The sequence below is a fragment of the Pseudomonas sp. CHM02 genome (assembly GCF_000612585.1).
Classification (GTDB): Bacteria; Pseudomonadota; Gammaproteobacteria; order Pseudomonadales; family Pseudomonadaceae; genus Aquipseudomonas.
Genome location: NZ_JFCA01000014.1, coordinates 110,424 through 130,747, shown reverse-complemented (window position 1 = coordinate 130,747; position 20,324 = coordinate 110,424). Strand labels below are relative to the sequence as shown.

General features: G+C 61.3%; 23 protein-coding genes. All 23 read right to left on the bottom strand.

The features are described 5' to 3' along the window. Nucleotides 1-2 precede the first annotated feature (2 nt). Nucleotides 3-791 (bottom strand): protein phosphatase CheZ, encoded by a 789-nt coding sequence (locus BM70_RS0110005; protein ID WP_025855886.1) that lies wholly within the window; start codon nt 789-791, stop codon nt 3-5. An 18-nt stretch (nt 792-809) separates the two neighbouring features. Next, nucleotides 810-1,184 (bottom strand): chemotaxis response regulator CheY, encoded by a 375-nt coding sequence (locus BM70_RS0110000; RefSeq protein WP_177326544.1) that lies wholly within the window; start codon nt 1,182-1,184, stop codon nt 810-812. A gap of 168 nt (nt 1,185-1,352) precedes the next feature. Further along, complete coding sequence (fliA, locus tag BM70_RS0109995) at nt 1,353-2,093, bottom strand: RNA polymerase sigma factor FliA (protein WP_017735226.1); 741 nt, start codon at nt 2,091-2,093, stop codon at nt 1,353-1,355. Further along, nucleotides 2,090-2,923 carry a flagellar synthesis regulator FleN gene (fleN, locus tag BM70_RS0109990; RefSeq protein WP_003192912.1) on the bottom strand — a complete coding sequence of 278 codons (834 nt, stop codon included), beginning with the start codon at nt 2,921-2,923 and terminating at the stop codon, nt 2,090-2,092. The genes fliA and fleN overlap by 4 nt, the downstream gene beginning before the upstream one ends. A gap of 106 nt (nt 2,924-3,029) precedes the next feature. Then, complete coding sequence (flhF, locus tag BM70_RS0109985; RefSeq protein ID WP_025855884.1) at nt 3,030-4,346, bottom strand: flagellar biosynthesis protein FlhF; 1,317 nt, start codon at nt 4,344-4,346, stop codon at nt 3,030-3,032. A gap of 12 nt (nt 4,347-4,358) precedes the next feature. After that, on the bottom strand, nt 4,359-6,473 hold the full coding sequence (flhA, locus tag BM70_RS0109980) for a flagellar biosynthesis protein FlhA (RefSeq protein WP_371262134.1): 2,115 nt from the start codon (nt 6,471-6,473) through the stop codon (nt 4,359-4,361). A 156-nt stretch (nt 6,474-6,629) separates the two neighbouring features. Beyond that, entirely contained in the window at nt 6,630-6,833 is a 204-nt protein-coding gene (locus BM70_RS0109975; protein WP_025855882.1) for a cold-shock protein, read from the bottom strand. A 44-nt stretch (nt 6,834-6,877) separates the two neighbouring features. Beyond that, entirely contained in the window at nt 6,878-7,078 is a 201-nt protein-coding gene (locus BM70_RS0109970) for a cold shock domain-containing protein (RefSeq protein WP_025855881.1), read from the bottom strand. A gap of 240 nt (nt 7,079-7,318) precedes the next feature. After that, complete coding sequence (gene flhB, locus BM70_RS0109965) at nt 7,319-8,455, bottom strand: flagellar biosynthesis protein FlhB (RefSeq protein WP_025855880.1); 1,137 nt, start codon at nt 8,453-8,455, stop codon at nt 7,319-7,321. A gap of 3 nt (nt 8,456-8,458) precedes the next feature. Beyond that, complete coding sequence (gene fliR, locus BM70_RS0109960; protein ID WP_016976564.1) at nt 8,459-9,244, bottom strand: flagellar biosynthetic protein FliR; 786 nt, start codon at nt 9,242-9,244, stop codon at nt 8,459-8,461. Nucleotides 9,245-9,248: 4 nt separating this feature from the next. After that, nucleotides 9,249-9,518 (bottom strand): flagellar biosynthesis protein FliQ, encoded by a 270-nt coding sequence (gene fliQ / locus BM70_RS0109955; RefSeq protein WP_010208761.1) that lies wholly within the window; start codon nt 9,516-9,518, stop codon nt 9,249-9,251. Between the two features lie 4 nt (nt 9,519-9,522). Then, entirely contained in the window at nt 9,523-10,266 is a 744-nt protein-coding gene (gene fliP / locus BM70_RS0109950) for a flagellar type III secretion system pore protein FliP (RefSeq protein ID WP_025855879.1), read from the bottom strand. Beyond that, a complete protein-coding gene (gene fliO / locus BM70_RS0109945) occupies nt 10,266-10,709 on the bottom strand; it encodes a flagellar biosynthetic protein FliO (protein WP_025855878.1) in 444 nt (147 codons plus the stop codon). The genes fliP and fliO overlap by 1 nt, the downstream gene beginning before the upstream one ends. A gap of 1 nt (nt 10,710) precedes the next feature. Then, entirely contained in the window at nt 10,711-11,178 is a 468-nt protein-coding gene (gene fliN, locus BM70_RS0109940) for a flagellar motor switch protein FliN (RefSeq protein WP_025855877.1), read from the bottom strand. A gap of 56 nt (nt 11,179-11,234) precedes the next feature. After that, nucleotides 11,235-12,203, bottom strand: a complete 969-nt coding sequence (gene fliM, locus BM70_RS0109935; RefSeq protein WP_010208755.1) for a flagellar motor switch protein FliM — start codon at nt 12,201-12,203, stop codon at nt 11,235-11,237. Nucleotides 12,204-12,212: 9 nt separating this feature from the next. After that, the gene (gene fliL / locus BM70_RS0109930; protein WP_025855876.1) at nt 12,213-12,713 is read right to left on the bottom strand and encodes a flagellar basal body-associated protein FliL; all 501 of its coding nucleotides are present in this window, start codon (nt 12,711-12,713) and stop codon (nt 12,213-12,215) included. A 276-nt stretch (nt 12,714-12,989) separates the two neighbouring features. Then, nucleotides 12,990-14,330: a flagellar hook-length control protein FliK gene (locus BM70_RS0109925; RefSeq protein WP_025855874.1), complete on the bottom strand. Its 1,341-nt coding sequence runs from the start codon at nt 14,328-14,330 to the stop codon at nt 12,990-12,992. 846 nt (nt 14,331-15,176) lie between these two features. After that, nucleotides 15,177-15,524 (bottom strand): Hpt domain-containing protein, encoded by a 348-nt coding sequence (locus tag BM70_RS0109915; protein WP_025855872.1) that lies wholly within the window; start codon nt 15,522-15,524, stop codon nt 15,177-15,179. A gap of 30 nt (nt 15,525-15,554) precedes the next feature. Beyond that, complete coding sequence (locus tag BM70_RS0109910) at nt 15,555-17,273, bottom strand: fused response regulator/phosphatase (RefSeq protein ID WP_025855871.1); 1,719 nt, start codon at nt 17,271-17,273, stop codon at nt 15,555-15,557. After that, the gene (locus BM70_RS0109905; protein ID WP_025855870.1) at nt 17,270-17,575 is read right to left on the bottom strand and encodes an STAS domain-containing protein; all 306 of its coding nucleotides are present in this window, start codon (nt 17,573-17,575) and stop codon (nt 17,270-17,272) included. Before BM70_RS0109905 ends, BM70_RS0109910 begins: the two co-directional genes overlap by 4 nt. A gap of 182 nt (nt 17,576-17,757) precedes the next feature. Beyond that, the gene (fliJ, locus tag BM70_RS0109900; RefSeq protein WP_025855869.1) at nt 17,758-18,207 is read right to left on the bottom strand and encodes a flagellar export protein FliJ; all 450 of its coding nucleotides are present in this window, start codon (nt 18,205-18,207) and stop codon (nt 17,758-17,760) included. Between the two features lie 3 nt (nt 18,208-18,210). After that, nucleotides 18,211-19,569, bottom strand: coding sequence for a flagellar protein export ATPase FliI (gene fliI, locus BM70_RS0109895; RefSeq protein WP_025855868.1), 1,359 nt, complete (start codon nt 19,567-19,569; stop codon nt 18,211-18,213). Continuing rightward, nucleotides 19,559-20,323: a flagellar assembly protein FliH gene (gene fliH / locus BM70_RS0109890; protein WP_025855867.1), complete on the bottom strand. Its 765-nt coding sequence runs from the start codon at nt 20,321-20,323 to the stop codon at nt 19,559-19,561. The genes fliI and fliH overlap by 11 nt, the downstream gene beginning before the upstream one ends. Nucleotide 20,324: the final 1 nt, after the last annotated feature.

Genomic DNA, 20,324 nt, shown 5'->3' with positions numbered 1-20,324 from the left:
CCTTAGAAGCCTAAACTGGATAACAGGTCATCTACGTCATCCTGACCTGACACAACGTCTTCACGTTTATCGGCATGAATCTGCGGACCTTCACCCTTGGCGAGATGTTTTTGTGGATCTTTTTCCGAGAGGATCGCTTCGCGGTCATGTTCAATGCCGGCAAAACGGTCAACCTGGCCTGCCATAAGCACCAATTTGAGCAAGTTGCTTTCCACTTCGGTGACCAACTGGGTCACACGCTTGATCACCTGACCGGTGAGGTCCTGGTAATCCTGGGCGAGCAGAATGTCGTTGAGGTTGCTGGAAACCGTGCGGTTTTCCTGCTCGCTGCGCGACAAGAACCCTTCGACCCGACGGGCCAGTTCACGAAACTCTTCAGCCCCTACTTCACGGCGCATGAAGCGGCCCCAGTCAACGCTGAGGGCCTGGGCTTCGGTGGCCATGCCGTTGACCAGGGGCGTGGCGTTTTCCACCAGGTCCATGGTGCGGTTGGCCGCAGCCTCAGTCAGCCTGACCACGTAGGACAGGCGTTCGGTGGCATCGGTGATTTGCGAAATTTCTTCGGCCTGGGGCATGTGCGGGTCAATCTGGAAATTGACGATCGCACTGTGCAGCTCGCGCGTGAGCTTGCCCACTTCCTGATACAGGCCGCGGTCACGGGTCTGGTTGAGCTCATGGATTAACTGCACCGCGTCGCCGAACTGGCCTTTTTCCAGGCTGTCGACCAACTGGTGAGCATGCTTTTTCAGGGTCGACTCAAAGTCTCCCTGTGACGTTTCTTTATGCTCCATAGCTCCCCCGCGATGGCATTAGCCGTGGATGCGTTCGAAGATTTTTTCGATCTTCTCTTTCAAGGCCACTGCAGTGAATGGCTTGACCACGTAACCGTTGACCCCGGCTTGGGCGGCTTCGATGATCTGCTCACGCTTGGCTTCGGCGGTCACCATCAGCACAGGCAGGCTGCGCAGTTTTTCGTCAGCGCGCACGTGGCGCAGCAGGTCGATACCGGTCATGCCCGGCATGTTCCAGTCTGTTACCAGAAAGTCGATGCTCCCGCTGTTGAGGATCGGAATGGCTGTAATGCCGTCATCCGCCTCGACCGTGTTAGTGAACCCAAGGTCACGCAACAGGTTTTTTATGATCCGCCGCATCGTTGAGAAGTCATCAACGATGAGGATTTTCATGTTCTTGTCCAATTCGACCTCCAAGCAGTCTTAAACGCGCCCAGCACCTGGACGCGCCATTTCAATCAACAGGCATTACACAAAAAGGACTGCCGGGGGCACCACGGGTCGAACCCGCGAAGGCTGGTTACCTTCGCGGTATCGTCTGCAGTGTCCCCACACTGCCTGTCAGCGCGCTCGCCACTCTCCCAAACGCCCCCGCAAGCGGGCTGCGCACTGGCTGTGCAACTGGCTGACCCGCGACTCGCTGACCCCCAGGACCTCACCGATTTCCTTGAGGTTCAGCTCTTCGTCGTAGTACAGCGCCAACACCAGTCGCTCACGCTCCGGCAAATTGGCTATCGCATCCGCCAACGCCCCCTGGAAACGCTCATCTTCCAGGTCACGCGATGGCTCCAGATGAGCACTCGCGCCGTCCTCGTGCAGCCCTTCGTGTTCGCCGTCCTGCAAGAGGTCGTCGAAACTGAACAGGCGGCTGCCCAAGGTATCGTTCAAAATCCCGTAGTAATCGTCGAGACTCAATTGGAGTTCGGCCGCAACTTCGTGATCTTTAGCGTCGCGACCGGTTTTTGCTTCAATTGCGCGAATTGCGTCACTGACCATGCGCGTATTGCGATGCACCGAACGCGGCGCCCAGTCACCTTTACGCACTTCATCGAGCATCGCGCCACGGATACGGATCCCCGCATACGTCTCGAAGCTCGCCCCCTTGCTCGCGTCGTATTTGGTCGACACTTCGAGCAGGCCGATCATGCCCGCCTGGATCAGGTCTTCGACCTGGACGCTGGCGGGCAGGCGTGCCAGCAAGTGATAGGCGATGCGCTTGACCAGAGGCGCGTAGCGCTCGATCAATTCACCCTGGCTGTCACGTGCCGATTTCTTGTAAAGGTTGTAGCCGCTGGCTGTCATAGCACCGGTCCTGCGCTCGTCTGATGCACCAATCGCTCGACGAAAAACTCCAGATGCCCCCGAGGGTTGGCGGGCAACGGCCAGGTATCGACCTTCTGGGCAATAGCCTTGAACGCCAATGCGCATTTGGAACGAGGGAACGCTTCGTAGACTGCACGCTGCTTTTGCACAGCCTTGCGCACACACTCGTCGTAGGGAACTGCGCCGACGTATTGTAAGGCGACATCAAGGAAGCGATCCGTGACCTTGGTCAACTTGGCGAACAGGTTGCGCCCTTCCTGCGGGCTCTGGGCCATGTTGGCCAGGACGCGGAAGCGGTTCATGCCGTAGTCACGGTTAAGCAGCTTGATCAGGGCGTAGGCGTCGGTGATCGAGGTGGGTTCATCGCAGACCACCAGCAACACTTCCTGCGCGGCGCGCACGAAGCTGACCACGGACTCGCCGATCCCGGCAGCGGTGTCGATCACCAGCACGTCGAGGTTGTCGCCGATATCACTGAAGGCCTGGATCAGGCCGGCATGCTGCGCCGGGCTCAGGTGCACCATGCTCTGGGTGCCGGAAGCCGCCGGCACGATGCGGATGCCCCCAGGCCCCTGCAGCAGCACATCGCGCAACTCACAGCGGCCCTCGATCACATCGGCAAGGGTGTGTTTGGGCGTCAGCCCCAGCAGAACGTCGACGTTCGCCAGCCCCAGGTCAGCATCCAGCAGCATGACGCGACGGCCAAGCTCTGCCAGGGCCAGGGACAAATTCACTGACACGTTAGTTTTCCCGACGCCACCTTTGCCGCCGGTCACCGCGATCACCTGTACGGGATGCATGCTGCCCATTTTATTTCTTTACCTTGTCTTGCTTAGACGCAGGCTACATGGCTTGGCCGCGTGAATCGCTTGCAGACCATCGATGTAGATACATTTCACGGTGTTCATCCTGCCCTCAACCTACCCGTTTCGCGGGGCTGTGGTAGAGGTCGGCGAACATATCGGCCATCGCTTCCTCGCTAGGCTCTTCTTGCATTTGCACGCTGACTGCACGGCTGACCAACTGATGACGACGCGGCAGATGCAGATCATCCGGGATCCGCGGGCCATCGGTCAGGTAGGCGACCGGCAATTCATGACTGATGGCCAGGCTCAGCACCTCGCCCAGGCTCGCGGTTTCATCGAGCTTGGTGAGGATGCAACCGGCCAGGCCGCAACGCTTGTAACTATGGTACGCAGCGGTAAGAACCTGTTTCTGGCTGGTGGTTGCAAGCACCAGGTAATTTTTCGACTTGATGCCACGCCCGGCCAGGCTTTCCAGTTGCATGCGCAACGCCGGATCGCTGGCTTGCAGGCCGGCGGTATCGATCAGCACCACACGCTTGCGCAGCAGTGGGTCGAGGGCGTTGGCCAGGGATTGGCCCGGGTCGACATGGGTCACCGACACATTGAGGATCCGGCCCAGGGTCTTGAGTTGTTCCTGGGCACCAATACGGTAGCTGTCCATGCTCACCAGCGCGATATTCTGCGCGCCGTACTTGAGCACGTACCGGGCGGCCAGCTTGGCCAGCGTGGTGGTCTTGCCCATGCCGGCGGGGCCGACCATGGCGATCACACCGCCCTCTTCCAGGGGTTCGATTTCCGGGGTGACGATCATCCGCGCCAGGTGGGCCAGCAACATGCGCCACGCCTGGCGAGGCTCTTCGATTTCAGTGGTCAAGGCCAGCAAATCGCGGGACAACGGGCCGGACAGGCCGATGCGTTGCAGGCGACGCCACAGGTTGGCCTGTTGCGGCTTGCTGCCTTGCAGTTGGGTCCAGGCCAGCGAGCCAAGCTGTACTTCCAGCAGTTCGCGCAGGCCGTTGAGTTCAAAGCGCATCGAGTCGAACACACGCTGATCGACGGCAGGAGCCGGCGCAGGTGCAGCAGGACGCGGCGGCTCCTTGAACGTAGGCTCGACCAGCGGCTCGGCAGCGGTCAGCGGCAAGCCGGCGAACAACTGGCGATTGGTGGTGGCATCGCTGTCGCCACGCATGCTCAGTTCAGCCTGGGCCGAGACAATCCGCGACGCCGTCTTGCGCAGCTCGTCTTCGAGCTCCATGTTCGGCACGCGCGGCGCCAGCGCCGAGGGTGTGTAATCCAGGGCAGCCGTCAGCTCGACACCGCCGGCAATACGACGGTTACCGATAATCGCGGCGTCGGCGCCCAACTCATCACGAACCAGTTTCATGGCCTGACGCATATCGGCGGCGAAAAAACGCTTAACTTGCATAACCCACTACCCTCAGCCGTTGGGCCCTACTGTCGCGACGATAGTCACTTGCTTGTTGTCAGGGATTTCCTGATAAGCCAAAACGTGCAAATTCGGTACTGCCAGGCGTCCAAACCGCGACAACATCGCCCGGACCGGGCCTGCCACCAGCAGGATCACCGGTTGGCCCTGCATTTCCTGGCGCTGTGCGGCGTCGATCAACGAACGCTGCAGCTTCTCAGCCATGCTTGGCTCCAGCAGGACGCCCTCTTCCTGGCCTTGTCCCGCCTTCTGAATACTATTGAGCAATATTTGTTCCAACCTTGGTTCCAAGGTGATCACAGGCAGCTCGGAGTCAATCCCTACAATGCTTTGGACGATTGCACGTGACAAGCCGACGCGCACCGCGGCCACCAGGGCGGCAGTATCTTGACTCTTGGCGGCATTGTTGGCGATAGCCTCGGCAATGCTGCGAATGTCGCGTACCGGCACCTGTTCGGCCAGCAGCGCCTGCAACACCTTGAGCAACTGCGACAGCGACAGCACGCCCGGCACCAGCTCTTCGGCGAGTTTTGGCGAGGCTTTGCCGAGCAAACCCATCAATTGCTGGACTTCCTCGTGGCCGATCAGCTCGTGGGAGTGCTTGTACAGAATCTGGTTGAGGTGGGTGGCGACCACGGTGCTGGCGTCCACCACGGTGTAACCCAGAGACTGTGCCTGGCTGCGCTGGCTGATTTCGATCCACACCGCATCCAGGCCAAAAGCCGGATCTTTGGCGGTAATGCCGTTGAGGCTGCCGAATACCTGCCCTGGGTTGATCGCCAGCTCGCGGTCCGGGTAGATCTCGGCTTCGGCCAGGATCACGCCCATCAGGGTCAGGCGGTAGGCGCTCGGCGCCAGGTCGAGGTTGTCGCGGATGTGCACGGTGGGCATCAAAAAGCCCAGGTCCTGGGACAGCTTCTTGCGCACGCCCTTGATCCGCGCGAGCAATTGGCCGCCCTGGTTGCGGTCCACCAACGGGATGAGGCGGTAGCCGACTTCCAGGCCGATCATGTCGATCGGGGTCACGTCATCCCAGCCCAGCTCCTTGGTTTCCTGGGCGCGGGCCGGGGATGGCAACAGCTCCTGCTGGCGCGCGATCTCCTGCTGGGCCTGGACCTTGATAGCGTTCTGCTTTTTCCAGAACAGGTAAGCACCGCCGGCCGCCATGGCCGCCATGCTCAGGAACGACACGTGGGGCATGCCCGGCACGATACCCATGATCGCCATGATGCCCGCCGCCACGGCCAGGGCCTTGGGCGAGGCAAACATCTGCCGGCTGATCTGCTTGCCCATGTCTTCGGAGCCTGAAGCACGGGTCACCATGATGGCCGCTGCTGTAGATAACAACAGTGATGGCAATTGCGCCACTAAACCGTCACCAATGGTCAGCAAGGCATAAACCTTGCCCGCATCGCCGAAGGTCATGCCGTGCTGGAAGATCCCCACGGCCATGCCGCCGATGAGGTTGATGAACAGAATCAGCAGGCCGGCGATGGCGTCACCGCGCACGAACTTGCTGGCACCGTCCATGGAGCCGTAGAACTCGGCCTCCTGGGCCACTTCCAGGCGGCGCGACTTGGCTTGGTTCTGGTCGATCAGGCCGGCGTTGAGGTCGGCGTCGATGGCCATCTGTTTACCGGGCATGGCGTCGAGGGTAAACCGCGCACTTACCTCGGAGATCCGCCCGGCACCCTTGGTGACCACCACGAAGTTGATGATCATCAGGATCGCGAACACCACGATACCGACCACGTAGTTACCGCCGATCACCACCTCACCGAAGGCCTGGATCACCTTACCGGCGGCGGCGTGGCCGTCCTGGCCGTGGAGCATGACCACACGGGTCGAGGCCACGTTGAGCGCCAGGCGCAGCAGGGTCGCCACCAGCAGAATCGTCGGGAACACCGCGAAATCCAGCGGCCGCAGGGCGTACACGCAAACCAGCAGCACCACGACGGACAGGGCAATGTTGAAGGTAAAGAACACGTCCAGCAGGAACGGCGGCATCGGCAACATCATCATTGCCAGCATCACCAGCAACAACAACGGCACACCCAGATTGCCCCGCGAGAGGTCAGTCAGGGTGCTGCGCGCCGTGCCGAGCATTTGAGAACGTTCCACCGGTATTCCTCGTGTCCTTTGAAGCAAAGTTTTGACGCCAGGAGGCGTCTTGGAGGCGGTATTGCAAGAAGCCTTCCAACTTTCGCTTGAGGAGAGAGATCGTACCTAGGCATTGCCGCTGGGCGATCATTGAGGATGGAACTACAAAGGCTTGACGCTGGCGGCCTGCGGGCCTTTTTGGCCTTGAGTGATGTCGAATTCGACTTTCTTGCCCTCTTCGAGGCTTTTGAAACCGTCACTCTCTATCGCGGAATAATGGACAAACACATCAGCGCTTCCATCGTCAGGCGTGATAAACCCAAACCCCTTTTCTGCGTTGAACCACTTCACAGTACCCGTTGCCATTACCGTTCTCCTGACCTCTCGCTCGATGCACCTTACGGGCATCGCTAGATGAGCTTGATATGGAACGCATACACCCCTTTGGGGCGATGGATCCGCGCAAACTGCACACGCAGGCCTTTCTTCAGCCACATCCCGGCCGAGCTGTCGAGGTCCACACGCACTGGCTCATCCTCGCCATCCAGTGCAATCAAGCCCTCCCCGGTTTTTCGGCTGTAGGATTTGATCGTGCCCGTCACCGCCTCCATGACCTCTCCCCCTGCATCTCATAACGGCCTGTGCGCAGTGTGTGGCGCCATGGAACCTCAAGATGACAATGCTGGCTACTGTCAAAGTTGACAGGTCAAGTTCAGTTTTCGACGAACGGCAGCCCACACGCCCACTGCAGGCGCGGGCTTGCCAGCGATGGTCGTTAACGATGACGCGGGGAATCAAGGTGAACGCGGCATCCTCGCGTTTTTCGCCGGTTCCCGCAGGGGAGGCAAATATCAGGCGTCGCGGCGCAGGTCTGGCGGGATTGGCAAGTCTTTGAGCGGATCAGGTCGCTTGCCCTTGCCCGCGCGGTATTGGCGAATCTGATAGACGTAAGCCAACACCTGGGCCACGGCCAAGTACAACCCGGCGGGGATTTCCTGGTCGAGGTCGGTGGAGTAGAAGATCGACCGCGCCAGCTCCGGCGACTCCAGCAGCAGGATGTCATTGGCCACCGCAATTTCGCGGATCTTCAAGGCGGTGAAGTCGCTGCCCTTGGCCAGCAGCATCGGCGCACCGCCTTTCTCCGGGTCGTATTTAAGGGCGACGGCGTAGTGGGTCGGGTTGGTGATGACCACGTCGGCGTCGGGCACCGAGGCCATCATCTTGCGCTGGGACATTTCCCGCTGCAGTTGGCGAATGCGCTGCTTGACCTCGGGGCGCCCCTCCTGGTCCTTGTGCTCGTCGCGCACTTCCTGCTTGGTCATCAACAGCTTCTTGTGGCTTTCCCACAGCTGGATCGGCGCGTCCACCGCAGCAATGATGATCAGCCCCGCCGCCATCCACAGCGCGCTCCAGCCCACCACCTGCACGCTGTGGATGATCGCCGACTCCAGCGGCTCATGGGCGATGCGCAGCAGGTCGTCGATGTCGGACGACAACACCATCAGCGCCACAAACAGAATCAGGATGAATTTGGCCAAGGCCTTGAGCAACTCCACCAACGCCTTGGCGGAAAACATGCGCTTGAGCCCCGCAGCCGGGTTCATGCGGCTGAACTTGGGCGCCAGGCTACCGGCGGCAAACAGCCAGCCACCCAGGGCGACCGGACCGATCAGCGCGGCCAGCAGCAAGGTGATCAGGATCGGCTGTACCGCCAGGATCGCGATCTTGCCGGAGTGCAGCAGGTACTGGCCCATCGCATCGGGGTTGAGCAGCACTTCACGGGGCAAGGCGAAGTTGTGCTTCATCAGCTCCATCAAGTCCAGCGCCAGGCCGCCGCCGTAGATCAGCAACGCGCCAGCGCCCGCCATCATGGTGGCAACGGTATTGAGCTCTTTGGAGCGCGCAATCTCGCCCTTTTCCCTGGAGTCCTTTTTGCGTTTCTCCGTGGGGTCTTCTGTCTTGTCCTGACCACTCTCGCTCTCGGCCATGGCTCAGCGCGCCCGTGCCAGATCACGTAAGAACTGCAGGGCGTCAGTCGCCAGCGGTTGATACTGATTGAGAATGTCGGCCAGGCCGATCCAGAAAATCCCCATGCCCAACACCAGGGTCAACGGGAAACCAATCGAGAAAATGTTCAGTTGCGGCGCCGCACGGGTCATCACGCCAAATGCGATGTTGACCACCAGCAACGCGGTGATCGCCGGCAGCACCAGCAACAGCGAAGCGCCGAATACCCAGCCCAGGCGCCCCACGATCTCCCAGAAGTGATTGACCACCAGCCCTGACCCCACCGGCAACGTGGTGAAGCTTTCGGTCATCACCTCAAAGGCCACCAGATGGCCGTTCATTGCCAGGAACAGCAAGGTCACCAGCATGGTCAGGAACTGCCCGATCACCGCAGCCGACACGCCATTGGTGGGGTCGACCATGGACGCGAAGCCCATGCCCATCTGAATCGAGATGATTTGCCCGGCAACTACGAATGCCTGGAAAAACAGAGTAAGGGAAAAGCCCATCAGCGCGCCGATCAGGATCTGCTCGGCAATCAGCAGCAATGCACTGAGATCGATGGCGTTGACCGGTGGCATCGGCGGCAGCCCAGGCACGATCACCACGGTGATCGCCACCGCAAAGTACAGGCGCACCCGGCGTGGCACGAGGGTGGTGCCGAACACCGGCATGGCCATCAACATCGCCGTCACCCGGAACAGCGGCAGAATGAAGGAAGCCACCCAGGTGCTGATCTGAGTGTCGGTCAATGCCAGCAAGGACTGCATTGGGTCAGCCGATCAACTGCGGAATACTGCCGTACAACTGCAGGATGTATTCCATGAAGGTCTGCACCAGCCAGGGGCCGGCGACGATCAGGGTGACCAGCATCACCAGCAGGCGCGGCAGGAAGCTCAAGGTCTGTTCGTTGATCTGCGTCGCCGCCTGGAACATCGCCACCAGCAGGCCCACCAACAGGCTCGGCACCACCAGCACGGCGACCATCACGGTGGTCAGCCACAGCGCTTCACGGAACAGGTCGACGGCTACTTCTGGCGTCATCGCGCTATACCCCGCCGAAACTGCCGGCCAGGGTGCCGATAATCAGCGCCCAGCCGTCTACCAGCACAAACAGCATGATCTTGAACGGCAACGAGATGATCAGCGGCGACAGCATCATCATGCCCATGGCCATCAGCACGCTCGCCACCACCAGGTCGATGATCAGGAACGGAATGAAGATCATGAAGCCGATCTGGAACGCGGTCTTCAACTCCGACGTGACGAACGCCGGTACCAGGATGGTCAGCGGCGCCTGGTCCGGGGTGGCGATGTCGGTCCGCTTGGACAGGCGCATGAACAGCTCAAGGTCGCTGGAGCGGGTCTGCGACAGCATGAAATCCTTGATCGGGCCCTGGGCCTTGTCGATCGCGTCCTGGGCGGTCATTTTCTCCGCCAGGTAGGGTTGCAGGGCTTGCTGGTTCACCTTGTCGAACACCGGCGCCATGATGAACAGCGTCAAGAACAAGGCCATGCCGGTAAGGATCTGGTTCGACGGCGTCTGCTGCAGGCCCAGGGCCTGGCGCAGGATCGAGAACACAATGATGATCCGCGTGAAGCTGGTCATCAGCATGACGAACGCCGGGATAAAACTCAGCGCAGTCATGATCAGCAGGATCTGCAGGCTGACCGAATACTCCTGCGCACCCGCCGCGTTGGTCCCCAGCGTAATGGCCGGGATCGACAACGGGTCGGCGCCGAACGCCAATGGCGTCGCCAGCAACAGCATGAGCGTCAACAAAACGCGCATTACTTCTTATCCTTCTGATCCTTGCCCAGCAACTCCATCAGGCGCTGGGCGAATTCTGGCGTGGCGGACTGGCTCTGATCCACGCTCACCGGGGTCTTGAGCACATGCAAAGGGGTGATGCGGCCGGGAGTGATGCCCAGCAGGATCTGCTCCTCGCCCACTTGCACCAGCACCAACCGATCACGCGGGCCGAGGGCACGGGAGCCGATCATCTCGATCACCTGGCCGTTGCCCGGTCCCACGCGCTGCACCCGGCGCATCAGCCAGGCCAGCACGAAGATCAGCCCCACCACCAGCAGCAGGCCGAGCACCAACTGGGTCAGTTGCCCGCCGATGCCGCTGCTCACCACCGGTGCCGCAGCCGCAGTCGCTTGCGCGGCCGGCTCAGCCGCGAGGGCGCTCAATGGCAGCGCCAGAAACAGTCCCGCCATCGAATACTTCATATCAGCGCAACTTCTTGATGCGTTCGCTCGGGCTGATCACGTCCGTCAGGCGGATGCCGAACTTTTCGTTGACCACCACCACTTCGCCGTGGGCGATCAGGGTGCCGTTGACCAGCACGTCCAGCGGCTCACCGGCCAGGCGGTCGAGTTCGATCACCGAGCCCTGGTTGAGTTGCAGCAGGTTGCGGATGTTGATTTCGGTACTGCCCACTTCCATCGAAATCGACACGGGAATGTCGAGAATCACGTCCAGGTTCGGGCCGTCGAGGCTCACCGGGTCGTTGTTTTTCGGCACGCTGCCGAATTCTTCCATGGGCAGGCGATTGCCGGCCGGCGCGGTAGCGGCGTCAGCCGCCAGCAGCGCATCGATATCGTCCTGGCCAACATCGCCGGTTTCTTCCAGGGCTGCCGCCCATTCGTCAGCCAGGGCCTGGTCTTCGGCGGAAGTGATTTCGTGTTCGGTAGCCATTACATGTCCTCGGCGGAGCAAACATTCATAAATAGGGGATGCATCATGGGGTTGAGTCAGCGTCGGTTGATCGGCTCAACCACTTGCAACGCCAGGTTGCCCTTGTGGGAACCGAGCTTGACCTTGAATGACGGCACGCCGTTGGCGCGCATGATCATTTCTTCCGGCAATTCGACGGGGATGATGTCCCCCGGCTGCATGTGCAAAATATCGCGCAAACGCAGCTGGCGACGGGCCACAGTGGCGCTCAGAGGCACGTCGACGTCCAGCAGGTCTTCGCGCAGGGCCTTGACCCAGCGTTCGTCCTGATCATCGAGATCGGACTGGAAGCCGGCGTCGAGCATCTCGCGCACCGGCTCGATCATCGAGTACGGCATGGTCACGTGCAGGTCGCCGCCACCGCCATCGAGTTCGATGTGGAAAGTCGACACCACAATGGCCTCGCTGGGGCCGACGATGTTGGCCATGGCCGGGTTCACTTCCGAGTTGATGTACTCGAAATTGACTTCCATGATCGCCTGCCACGCTTCCTTCAAGTCGATGAAGGCTTGCTCCAGCACCATGCGCACCACGCGCAACTCGGTAGGCGTGAACTCACGACCTTCGATCTTGGCGTGGCGGCCGTCGCCGCCGAAGAAGTTGTCCACCAGCTTGAACACCAGCTTGGCGTCAAGAATGAACAGCGCGGTGCCGCGCAGCGGCTTGATCTTGACCAGGTTGAGGCTGGTGGGTACGTACAGCGAGTGCACGTATTCACCGAACTTCATCACCTGCACGCCGCCCACCGCCACGTCTGCCGAGCGGCGCAACATGTTGAACATGCTGATACGGGTGTAGCGGGCGAAACGCTCGTTGATCATCTCCAGGGTCGGCATGCGTCCACGGACGATGCGATCCTGGCTGGTGAGGTCATAACTTTTGACGCTGCCGGGCTCGGCAGCCATTTCGGTCTGTACCAGACCATCGTCTACGCCATGCAGCAGCGCGTCGATTTCATCCTGGGACAGCAGGTCTTGCACGGCCATGTCGTGATCCTACTGCAATACGAAGTTAGTGAAGAGCGCCTGCTCGACCACGACTTTGCCGAGTTCCTTCTGGGCCACTTCCTGCACGCTGGCCGTGACTTTCTGGCGCAGCATTTCCTGGCCCACCGGGGTGGCGAGTGTGTCGAAGCTCTGGCTGGAGAACAGCATCACCAGGTTGTTGCGGATCACTGGCATATGCACCTTGAGGGCATCCAGGTCCGACTGGTTGCGCGCCAGCAAGGTGATGCTCACCTGCAGGTAGCGCTGACGACCGTTCTGACTGAAGTTGGCGACAAAGGCCGGAAGCATTTGCTCGAAGATTGCCGGTTGCTTGACGTTACTGGCGGTTTCGGCGGCGGGTGCCGGTTTGCTTGCACTGCTGTGCATGATGTACCAGGTGCCACCCACCGAGGCGCCGATGGCCAGGAGCAGGCCCAGGACTATCAACAGGATAAGCTTGAGCTTACCTTTGCCTGCGGGTGCTTTTGCTGCGTCGTCGCTCTTCGCCATGCCAATAATCCGTCACTATTCGGGGATTCATAGATCTACGGAAAGGCAAGAGCAAGTGTTATGCCAGAGTTGTCTGGCAATTGGGGAAGAAGGGGCACCCGCAATCAAATGTGGGAGCTGGCTTACTGTGGTGAGGAAGCTTGTCCCCCGCCGGGATCGCCGCGAATCCAATGGGGCTGCTGCGCAGCCCAGCGCGGGGCAAGCCCGCTCACCACAGCAAGCTCGCTCACCACAGCAAGCCCCTCCTCCCACATTTCGTCCGGTGCGAGGCTCGGATCAGGCGTAGTAGTCGACGGCGCTGGAGCCGATCACGGTCGACGTCACGGGTGTCACGGCTTCAGCCACATCAAGGTGGCTGCCGCTGTCGCCAGTGTCGCTACCGCGCCCACCGCTGCTGCTCACGCCACGGGTCTGGCCCTGTTGTTGCTGCTGTTCCTGGCCACGGGACTGGTCGGAGACGTTGACGTCGACCTGGCCCATCCCCTGCTGGGCGAACATCTCGCGCAAACGGCCCGACTGGCTTTCCAGCGCTTCACGCACCACCGGGTGGGCGCTCATGAAGTTGACCTGGGCCTGCTGGTCGGCGGTCATGTTGACCTTGATATCCAGGCGACCGAGTTCGGCCGGCTGCAACTGAATCTCCGCCGACTTGAGGTTGGCACTGGAGAGGTACATCACGCGGTTGACGATTTCGTCGGTCCAGCCGCTCTGGTGCATGGCCAACGGCGCGTTGGTCACCGGCGGCAAGGCATTGGCGGTTTTCGGCGTGGCGGCCTGGGTCAACGCGGCGAGGCGGTTGGCGAAGTCATCCACGCGGGTATCGCTGCTGGCGTTCTTCAGGTCCTTGAGGCCGTCTTCGATCAGCCCGCTGAACGCCTTGTCACCGCCCTGGTCGGTGCTGTCCTTGGTGGCTTGCTGGTCGACCATATTGGCCAGGCCGGCGGCAAAATTCTGTGCGGCGGTCGGCTGATCCTGGGTCGGTGCCGGCGCGGTTTTCGCCGGCGCCTGACTGCTGGCCGACACATGCCCGCCTTGCTCCATCGCCAGGCGCACGGCCGGCATGGCATCCAGGGGATCGGCTTCTGGATCGAAGGCTGGCTTGGCTTCCTCGGTGGCCGCGACCGGTGCCGCGACCACCGGTTGGGCTTTGTCATCCTTGGCCGTGGTGACGGGTGCCGGGGTTTCCACCGGAACCGGCACAACCACCGGGGTGACGGTGGCAATCAATGCAGGGTCAACCACCGGGTCGACCGGCGGGAGTTGCACCAGGGTCGGGTCGACAGGCGCGTCGTCATCCTTGCTGGCACTGTCGTCAGTCTTGGCCGGCGGACTGGCAGGCAAGGTATTGCCGCTATCGGCAACCGCTGGCGTGCTGGCGGCAGGTTTGTCGCTGCCCGTCGCCGGCTTGGCACTGGCATCGGAAGACTTGCCCATGGTGGGTTTGGCCGCGTTGTCATCGGCCTTGGCCGTGGGTTTGGCAGCCTGGTTGGCAAACACTTGAGCGAAGCCAGGGCCCTTGTCCCGTGGGTCCGCAGCCACTGCCGGCGGGTTGGCGGCGGGCGCTTGAGGCTTGGCCGCAGGGGCAGCCTGAAGGAGCGAATTCGGGGCGACTGGCATAGGTAAAGGTCTCCACTGCATGGGGATCGGGGATGCAGTATCTGGAGGTAGAGCAAGAGTCGGGCCAGGTTTTGTGTGTATATCCATTATTTGGGCAACGGCGGCTTATGGTTCCGCCCTTACGGCGGGTCACTTTCGAAAAGCGCGAAAGTAACCAAAGCGCTCTTGCCCCAACACTCGGCACCTCGCCTAGGCTCGGTGTGCCCGTAATCCGACAGTGATTTGGGGGCCGCCGCCACGCGCCATCCATGGCGCGGGGCGGCTAAACCGGCATCCCTGCCGGTTTACCCCCCAAATCCCTGTCGAATTCCGGCCAGCGTGTTTGACGGGGCGCCTAAGATCAAAATCAAAAGCAAGAGCACAGCGGCCTGACAGCCGGCTTGAGTGGTGTGAAGCAAAGGCAAAAGCCAACGCGGTTCATTGTAGGAGCCGGCTTGCCGGCGATGGTCGTTAACGATGACGTGGGGTGTCTGGATGAACGCGGCGCTCTCACGTTTTTCGCCGGCAAGCCGGCTCCTACAGGGACCGCGTATCCACGATGCGAAGCGAGTCGCTCTTGATCTTGATCTTGATCTTGATCTCAGGCGCCCCGTCAAACACGCTGGCCGAACGCAGGCTTGAATCCGTGGGTAACCCGGCAGGACGCCGGGTTAGCCGCGCTGGGCCAAGGATGGCCCATCGCGGCGGCCCACGGATTCAAGCCGGAGTGAGGGCATGCCGAGCCTAGGCGAGGCACCGAGTGTTGGGGCGAGGACCTTTTGGTTACTTTTGGGTCCTTCCAAAAGTGACCCGCTGTAAGAGCGGAACCATAAGTAGCCGTTACCGAAGAAACGGATATGTACACAATCAAACCTGAAACCGCTGCCGCTCCGACTCATACAACGGCTTCACCAACGCAAACTCCCGATCAATCTGATCGACCAGCTCCCCCAGATCCCCAACCGCAGACTCAACCGACTCAACCTCCAACCGCTGGCACAACTGCGCCAACCGCACCGCCCCAAGGTTCCCACTGCTGCCCTTGAAGCTATGGGCAATCCGCCCCAACGCCTTCGCATCATCCCTGGCCTTGCGCAACGCTTCGACGCGTTTCTGGGAATCATCGAGAAAGGTATCGAGCAACTTGGGATACTCGCCTTCCATGACTTCCTGCAAACCCGACAGCACCTGCGGGTCCAGATGTAGATCAACCACTTGCTCGCTCCTTGATCAAGAATCGGCGGATTATGCCAGAGCCTCCCAGGAAAACTCCACGCAGACACTGCGCCCGCCATCGGACCAGCGTACATCGCTGCTCAACTGACGTACCAGGCTCAAGCCCCGGCCAGACAGACGGTCGATATCCAGCGGCCGTGCCAACATCTGTTCCACGTCGAAACCGGGACCGCTGTCTTCGACGCGCAGGGTCATCCTGCCGCCTGCCTCGGTCGGCACCACCTGCACATGCACGCGTATATAACCGCTATTGAGCTGTGCCAGGCGGTCATTGCGCTGACGGTAATACTCGGCGAACCCCTGGGCATCGCGCTTGAGCCGCGAGTCCAGGCCCAGCACGCCATGCTCCAGGGCATTGGAATACAACTCGGCCATCACGCTGTAGAGCGCCCCGCTCTGCTCCCGCAGGCCATGGATCTCCAGCAACAGTTGCAGCAGGTACGGCAAAGGGTTGTAACGCTTCAACGTCTCGGCGCGAAACTCGAAACTCACCGACCAATCCAGCGGGCATGACTGACCACTGTCGGCATACAACGGCCCACTGGCACGCAGTTGCTGGCCAGCTTGCAGGGTGATCTCCACCATGCTCACGTCATCCCGCGCTTCACCTCGAAACGCCGCCAAGGCCTGTTCGATATCTTCAAACAAACGGTCGGGCTCGCGGTTGGCGGCAAATACCCGCTGCAAGCGTTCGGCGCCGAACAACTGGTCATTGCCATCGGCGGTGTCCAATACACCATCGGACAGCAGGAACACCCGGTCGCCCAGCGCCATGGGCCAGACTTCGGTGCGATCATCGAAGGCCTCGGCAGACAGCACCCCCAACGGCAAATGCCGCGACGCCAGCGGCGTACGCTTGCCGGTGGCAACTTCATGCACATAGCCTTCGGGCATGCCGCCGTTCCACACCTCCACCACCCGCCGCTGCGTGCTCAGGCACAGCAGGGTCGCGCAGCAGAACATATCCACCGGCAGGATGCGTTTGAGCTTGGCGTTCATCTCGCGCAGGATCTGCGCCAAACCATAGCCCTTGGCGGTCATGCCGTAGAACACTTCCGCCAACGGCATCGCGCCCACCGCCGCCGGCAAGCCATGGCCGGTGAAGTCGCCGAGCAACACGTGCATATCGCCGGACGGCGTGTAGGCGGCCAGCAGCAGGTCGCCGTTGAACAGCGCATAGGGCGACTGCAAGTAGCGGATATTCGGCGCGGCATTGATACAGCCGGAATGCGCGACCTTATCGAACACCGCCTTGGCCACCCGCTGCTCGTGCAGGAGATAGTCGTGGTGCTTGGCGATCAGGTCGCGCTGCTGCAAGACCGTGGCCTGCAACCGACGCAGACGGTCCATGGCCTTGATCTTGGCCGCCAGGATCAACTGATTGTAGGGCTTGGGTAAAAAGTCATCGCCGCCGGCATCCAGGCACTGGGCCAGTGCTTCGCTCTCACGCAAGGAGGTGAGGAAGATCAGCGGCACCAGCTCTTCACCCGCCAACTGCTTGATCCGCCGCGCCGCCTCGAAACCGTCCATCACTGGCATCAGCGCATCCATCAACACCAGTTGCGGACGCTCGCGGGTAAACACTTCGACCGCCTCAAGGCCATTGGTGGCGGTGAGTACCTGATGGCCCTGGCGCCGCACGATAGTCGACAGCAACAGCAGGTCGGCGGCACTGTCTTCGGCGATCAGGATCGTCAGCGGCTCGAGGACCGGGGCCAGGGCGCTCAAGAGATGTCGAACAGTTTGTCGAAGTTGGAGATGGCGAGGATCTTGCGCACGTCGGAGTTGCTGTTGATCACCTGGACCTCGGCCTCATCGCCACCGGCATGGTCACGCAACAGCAGGAGCATGCCCAGTGCAGAGCTGTCCATGTAGGTGGCTTCCTTCAAGTCGACGACGTACAACTCAGGCACTTTATAAAAACGCTCGTAAGCATCACGAAACGCTTGATGGCTGCCGAAATCAAACCGGCCCTTGACCGCGATCGTCAACTTCTTCCCATCCAGGGATACTTCTGACTCGACTGACATGCGACTGCTTCCTTGTCTTTGGCAATGAGACAAGGTTTAGCAGGCGAACCCGATCTGAGCAACACCACACATCAACTGTAGGAGCCGGCTTGCCGGCGATAGCGGTGTATCAGTCACAATTGAGCCCATTGATAGGCCGCTATCGCCGGCAAGCCGGCTCCTACAATGCACGGTGGTGGTGGTTAGAACTGGGATTGGCGCGGGAGCCGTTGTGATAATTCGTCGAGCAGCTTTTGCTCGCGCTTGTCTTCAAGCGCCCGCGCTTCATCGACATAACGCTGCACCAGCTTGCGCAAACCTTCGACCCGGGCAAACGCCGCCTGCCAGCTCTCGCGGGCCTTATCGAGGTTGTTCTGGTGCCACGCCAGGCTTTGCCGTTGCTGGCCGACAGCGGTTTCCAACTGGTTGAGAAACCCCTGGTAGCCCATCAACCACTGGCCCGAGACGCCTTTGGAACCGCGCTCGATCCACTGCTGCTGGTACTCACCCCGAAAGCGCTCCAGGTCGCCCAGCTTGCTCTCCGCCAAACGCACCTGCCCCTGGAAGTAACCCAGGCGCTGAACGGCGGTTTTCTCGGCCTTTTCGGCCATGTCCACCACCGGAGCCAGGCGCGCGGCGCGGCTGTTGGCCATGGCTTAGCCGCCCGGCGCGGGGGCGAAGATCGACTGCAGGTGCGCTTCGCTTTCGCCCATGCTGATCTTGTCGTTGAGGCCCTGGCGCAGGTAGGTCACCAGCTGCGGTTGCAGGGCGATGGCCAGGTCGGTGTCGCGATCACCGCCGGCCACGTAAGCACCGACGCTGATCAGATCGCGGCTCTGCTGGTAGCGCGACCACAGCTGCTTGAACTGTTGCGCACGAGCCATGTGCTCCGGGGTGACCACCGCCGGCATCACCCGGCTGATGGATGCTTCGATGTCGATGGCCGGGTAGTGCCCTTCTTCAGCCAAACGCCGCGACAGCACGATGTGACCATCGAGCACGCCCCGCGCCGAGTCGGCAATCGGATCCTGCTGGTCATCACCTTCGGACAGCACGGTGTAGAACGCGGTGATCGAGCCCCCGCCCGCCTCGGCATTACCGGCACGCTCCACCAGTTTGGGCAGTTTGGCGAACACCGACGGCGGGTAACCCTTGGTGGCCGGCGGCTCGCCGATGGCCAGGGCGATTTCCCGCTGGGCCTGGGCGAAACGCGTGAGCGAATCCATCAGCAACAGGACGTTCTTGCCCTTGTCGCGAAAATATTCAGCGATGCGCGTGCAGTACATGGCCGCACGCAAACGCATCAGCGGCGCATCGTCGGCGGGTGATGCGACCACCACCGAGCGCTTGAGGCCTTCTTCACCGAGGCTGTGCTCGATGAATTCCTTCACCTCGCGACCCCGTTCGCCGATCAGTCCCACCACGATGATGTCGGCCTCGGTAAAGCGGGTCATCATGCCCAGCAACACCGACTTACCCACACCGGTACCGGCGAACAGGCCCAGACGCTGGCCGCGGCCAACCGTCAACAATCCGTTGATACTGCGAATACCAACGTCCAGCGGCACGCTGATCGGATTACGGTTGAGCGGGTTGATGGTGGGGCCGTCCATCGGCACCCAGTCTTCAGCCTTCATGCCGCCCTTGCCGTCCAGCGCGCGACCGGCGCCGTCGAGTACGCGGCCGAGCATGCTCATGCCCATCGGCAGGCGGCCGGTGTCGGCCAAGGGCACCACGCGCGCACCGGGGGCGATGCCCGCCAGGCTGCCCACGGGCATCAGGAAAATCTTGCTGCCGGAAAAGCCCATTACTTCGGCTTCGACCTGCACCGGGTGGTAGCTGTCGTCGTTGATCACCATGCAGCGGCTGCCCATGGCGGCGCGCAGGCCTTCGGCTTCGAGGGTCAGGCCGACCATGCGCAACAGGCGCCCTTCGAGGATCGGCTGGCCGGGCAATTCAGTCGCTTGCGCGTATCCGCTCAAGCGCTTGGCGAAGCTGGTGCGATCAAGGCGCATCGGGGGCGTCCAGGTCCACACTCAGGTCGGGCTCTGCCGGGTGCAGGGCCTGCTCATGGAGTTGGTCAAAGAGCTTGGCCATGATCTGGCTGATGCGGGTTTCCACCGTGGCATCGATGCGGCTGTGTTCGGTTTCGACGCGGCAACCACCGGGCTGCAACGCGGCGTCCTCGACAATGCGCCAGGTTTCTTCATGGCGCTCGCGAAGGGCTTTGACCTGTTCGAAATCCTGCGGGTTGATGTACAGCCGCACATTGCCGACGCCCAGGGGCAGCAGCTTGAGGGCTTCGCGCATCACGCTTTCGATATGGCTGGAGTCCAGCGCCAGCTCGCGCTGGATCACCTGGCGGGTGATGTGCTGCACCAGGTCGACCATGGCTTTTTCGATCTGCGAATCCTGCTCGGCGATGGGGTCGAACAGGCTGCCCATCAAGCGTTCCAGGCTAGCCAGCTTGACGCTCAGCGCCTCCTCGGCCTCCTGGCGAACCTTGAGCGTGGTGCTGCGGAAGCCGTCTTTTTCACCGGCGGCGAAGCCCTCGTTGTAGGCTTCCTGGCGGATCGCTTCCAACTCTTCCAGGGTCAGTGGCTGGACTTCCTCCAGCGGCACTTCTTCCATTTCCGCCGGAGGCTCTTCAACCGGTTCCGGCTCAGGCTCCGGCACATGCGGATCGAAGCTGGGCAACGACCAGATGTCGAACCCACCGACGTCCCGTGCGCGAATCAGATCGCTGGGCGCCTCATCTTTGTTCGACATG

Coding starts and splice junctions, on each gene's coding strand:
- fliI (WP_025855868.1), bottom strand. CDS start 19,569: ATGCGCCTTGATCGCACCAGCTTCGCCAAGCGCTTGAGCGGATACGCG.
- flhA (WP_371262134.1), bottom strand. CDS start 6,473: ATGCTCGGCACGGCGCGCAGCACCCTGACTGACCTCTCGCGGGGCAAT.
- BM70_RS0109970 (WP_025855881.1), bottom strand. CDS start 7,078: ATGGAGGCGGTGACGGGCACGATCAAATCCTACAGCCGAAAAACCGGG.
- fliJ (WP_025855869.1), bottom strand. CDS start 18,207: ATGGCCAACAGCCGCGCCGCGCGCCTGGCTCCGGTGGTGGACATGGCC.
- fliO (WP_025855878.1), bottom strand. CDS start 10,709: ATGAAGTATTCGATGGCGGGACTGTTTCTGGCGCTGCCATTGAGCGCC.
- BM70_RS0110000 (WP_177326544.1), bottom strand. CDS start 1,184: ATGAAAATCCTCATCGTTGATGACTTCTCAACGATGCGGCGGATCATA.
- fliQ (WP_010208761.1), bottom strand. CDS start 9,518: ATGACGCCAGAAGTAGCCGTCGACCTGTTCCGTGAAGCGCTGTGGCTG.
- fliL (WP_025855876.1), bottom strand. CDS start 12,713: ATGGCGAAGAGCGACGACGCAGCAAAAGCACCCGCAGGCAAAGGTAAG.
- fliN (WP_025855877.1), bottom strand. CDS start 11,178: ATGGCTACCGAACACGAAATCACTTCCGCCGAAGACCAGGCCCTGGCT.
- BM70_RS0109925 (WP_025855874.1), bottom strand. CDS start 14,330: ATGCCAGTCGCCCCGAATTCGCTCCTTCAGGCTGCCCCTGCGGCCAAG.
- BM70_RS0109905 (WP_025855870.1), bottom strand. CDS start 17,575: ATGTCAGTCGAGTCAGAAGTATCCCTGGATGGGAAGAAGTTGACGATC.
- flhB (WP_025855880.1), bottom strand. CDS start 8,455: ATGGCCGAGAGCGAGAGTGGTCAGGACAAGACAGAAGACCCCACGGAG.
- fliH (WP_025855867.1), bottom strand. CDS start 20,323: ATGTCGAACAAAGATGAGGCGCCCAGCGATCTGATTCGCGCACGGGAC.
- flhF (WP_025855884.1), bottom strand. CDS start 4,346: ATGCAAGTTAAGCGTTTTTTCGCCGCCGATATGCGTCAGGCCATGAAA.
- fliA (WP_017735226.1), bottom strand. CDS start 2,093: ATGACAGCCAGCGGCTACAACCTTTACAAGAAATCGGCACGTGACAGC.
- BM70_RS0109975 (WP_025855882.1), bottom strand. CDS start 6,833: ATGGCAACGGGTACTGTGAAGTGGTTCAACGCAGAAAAGGGGTTTGGG.
- fliR (WP_016976564.1), bottom strand. CDS start 9,244: ATGCAGTCCTTGCTGGCATTGACCGACACTCAGATCAGCACCTGGGTG.
- BM70_RS0110005 (WP_025855886.1), bottom strand. CDS start 791: ATGGAGCATAAAGAAACGTCACAGGGAGACTTTGAGTCGACCCTGAAA.
- fliM (WP_010208755.1), bottom strand. CDS start 12,203: ATGGCCGTGCAAGACCTGCTGTCCCAGGATGAAATCGACGCGCTGCTG.
- fleN (WP_003192912.1), bottom strand. CDS start 2,923: ATGGGCAGCATGCATCCCGTACAGGTGATCGCGGTGACCGGCGGCAAA.
- fliP (WP_025855879.1), bottom strand. CDS start 10,266: ATGCGCGTTTTGTTGACGCTCATGCTGTTGCTGGCGACGCCATTGGCG.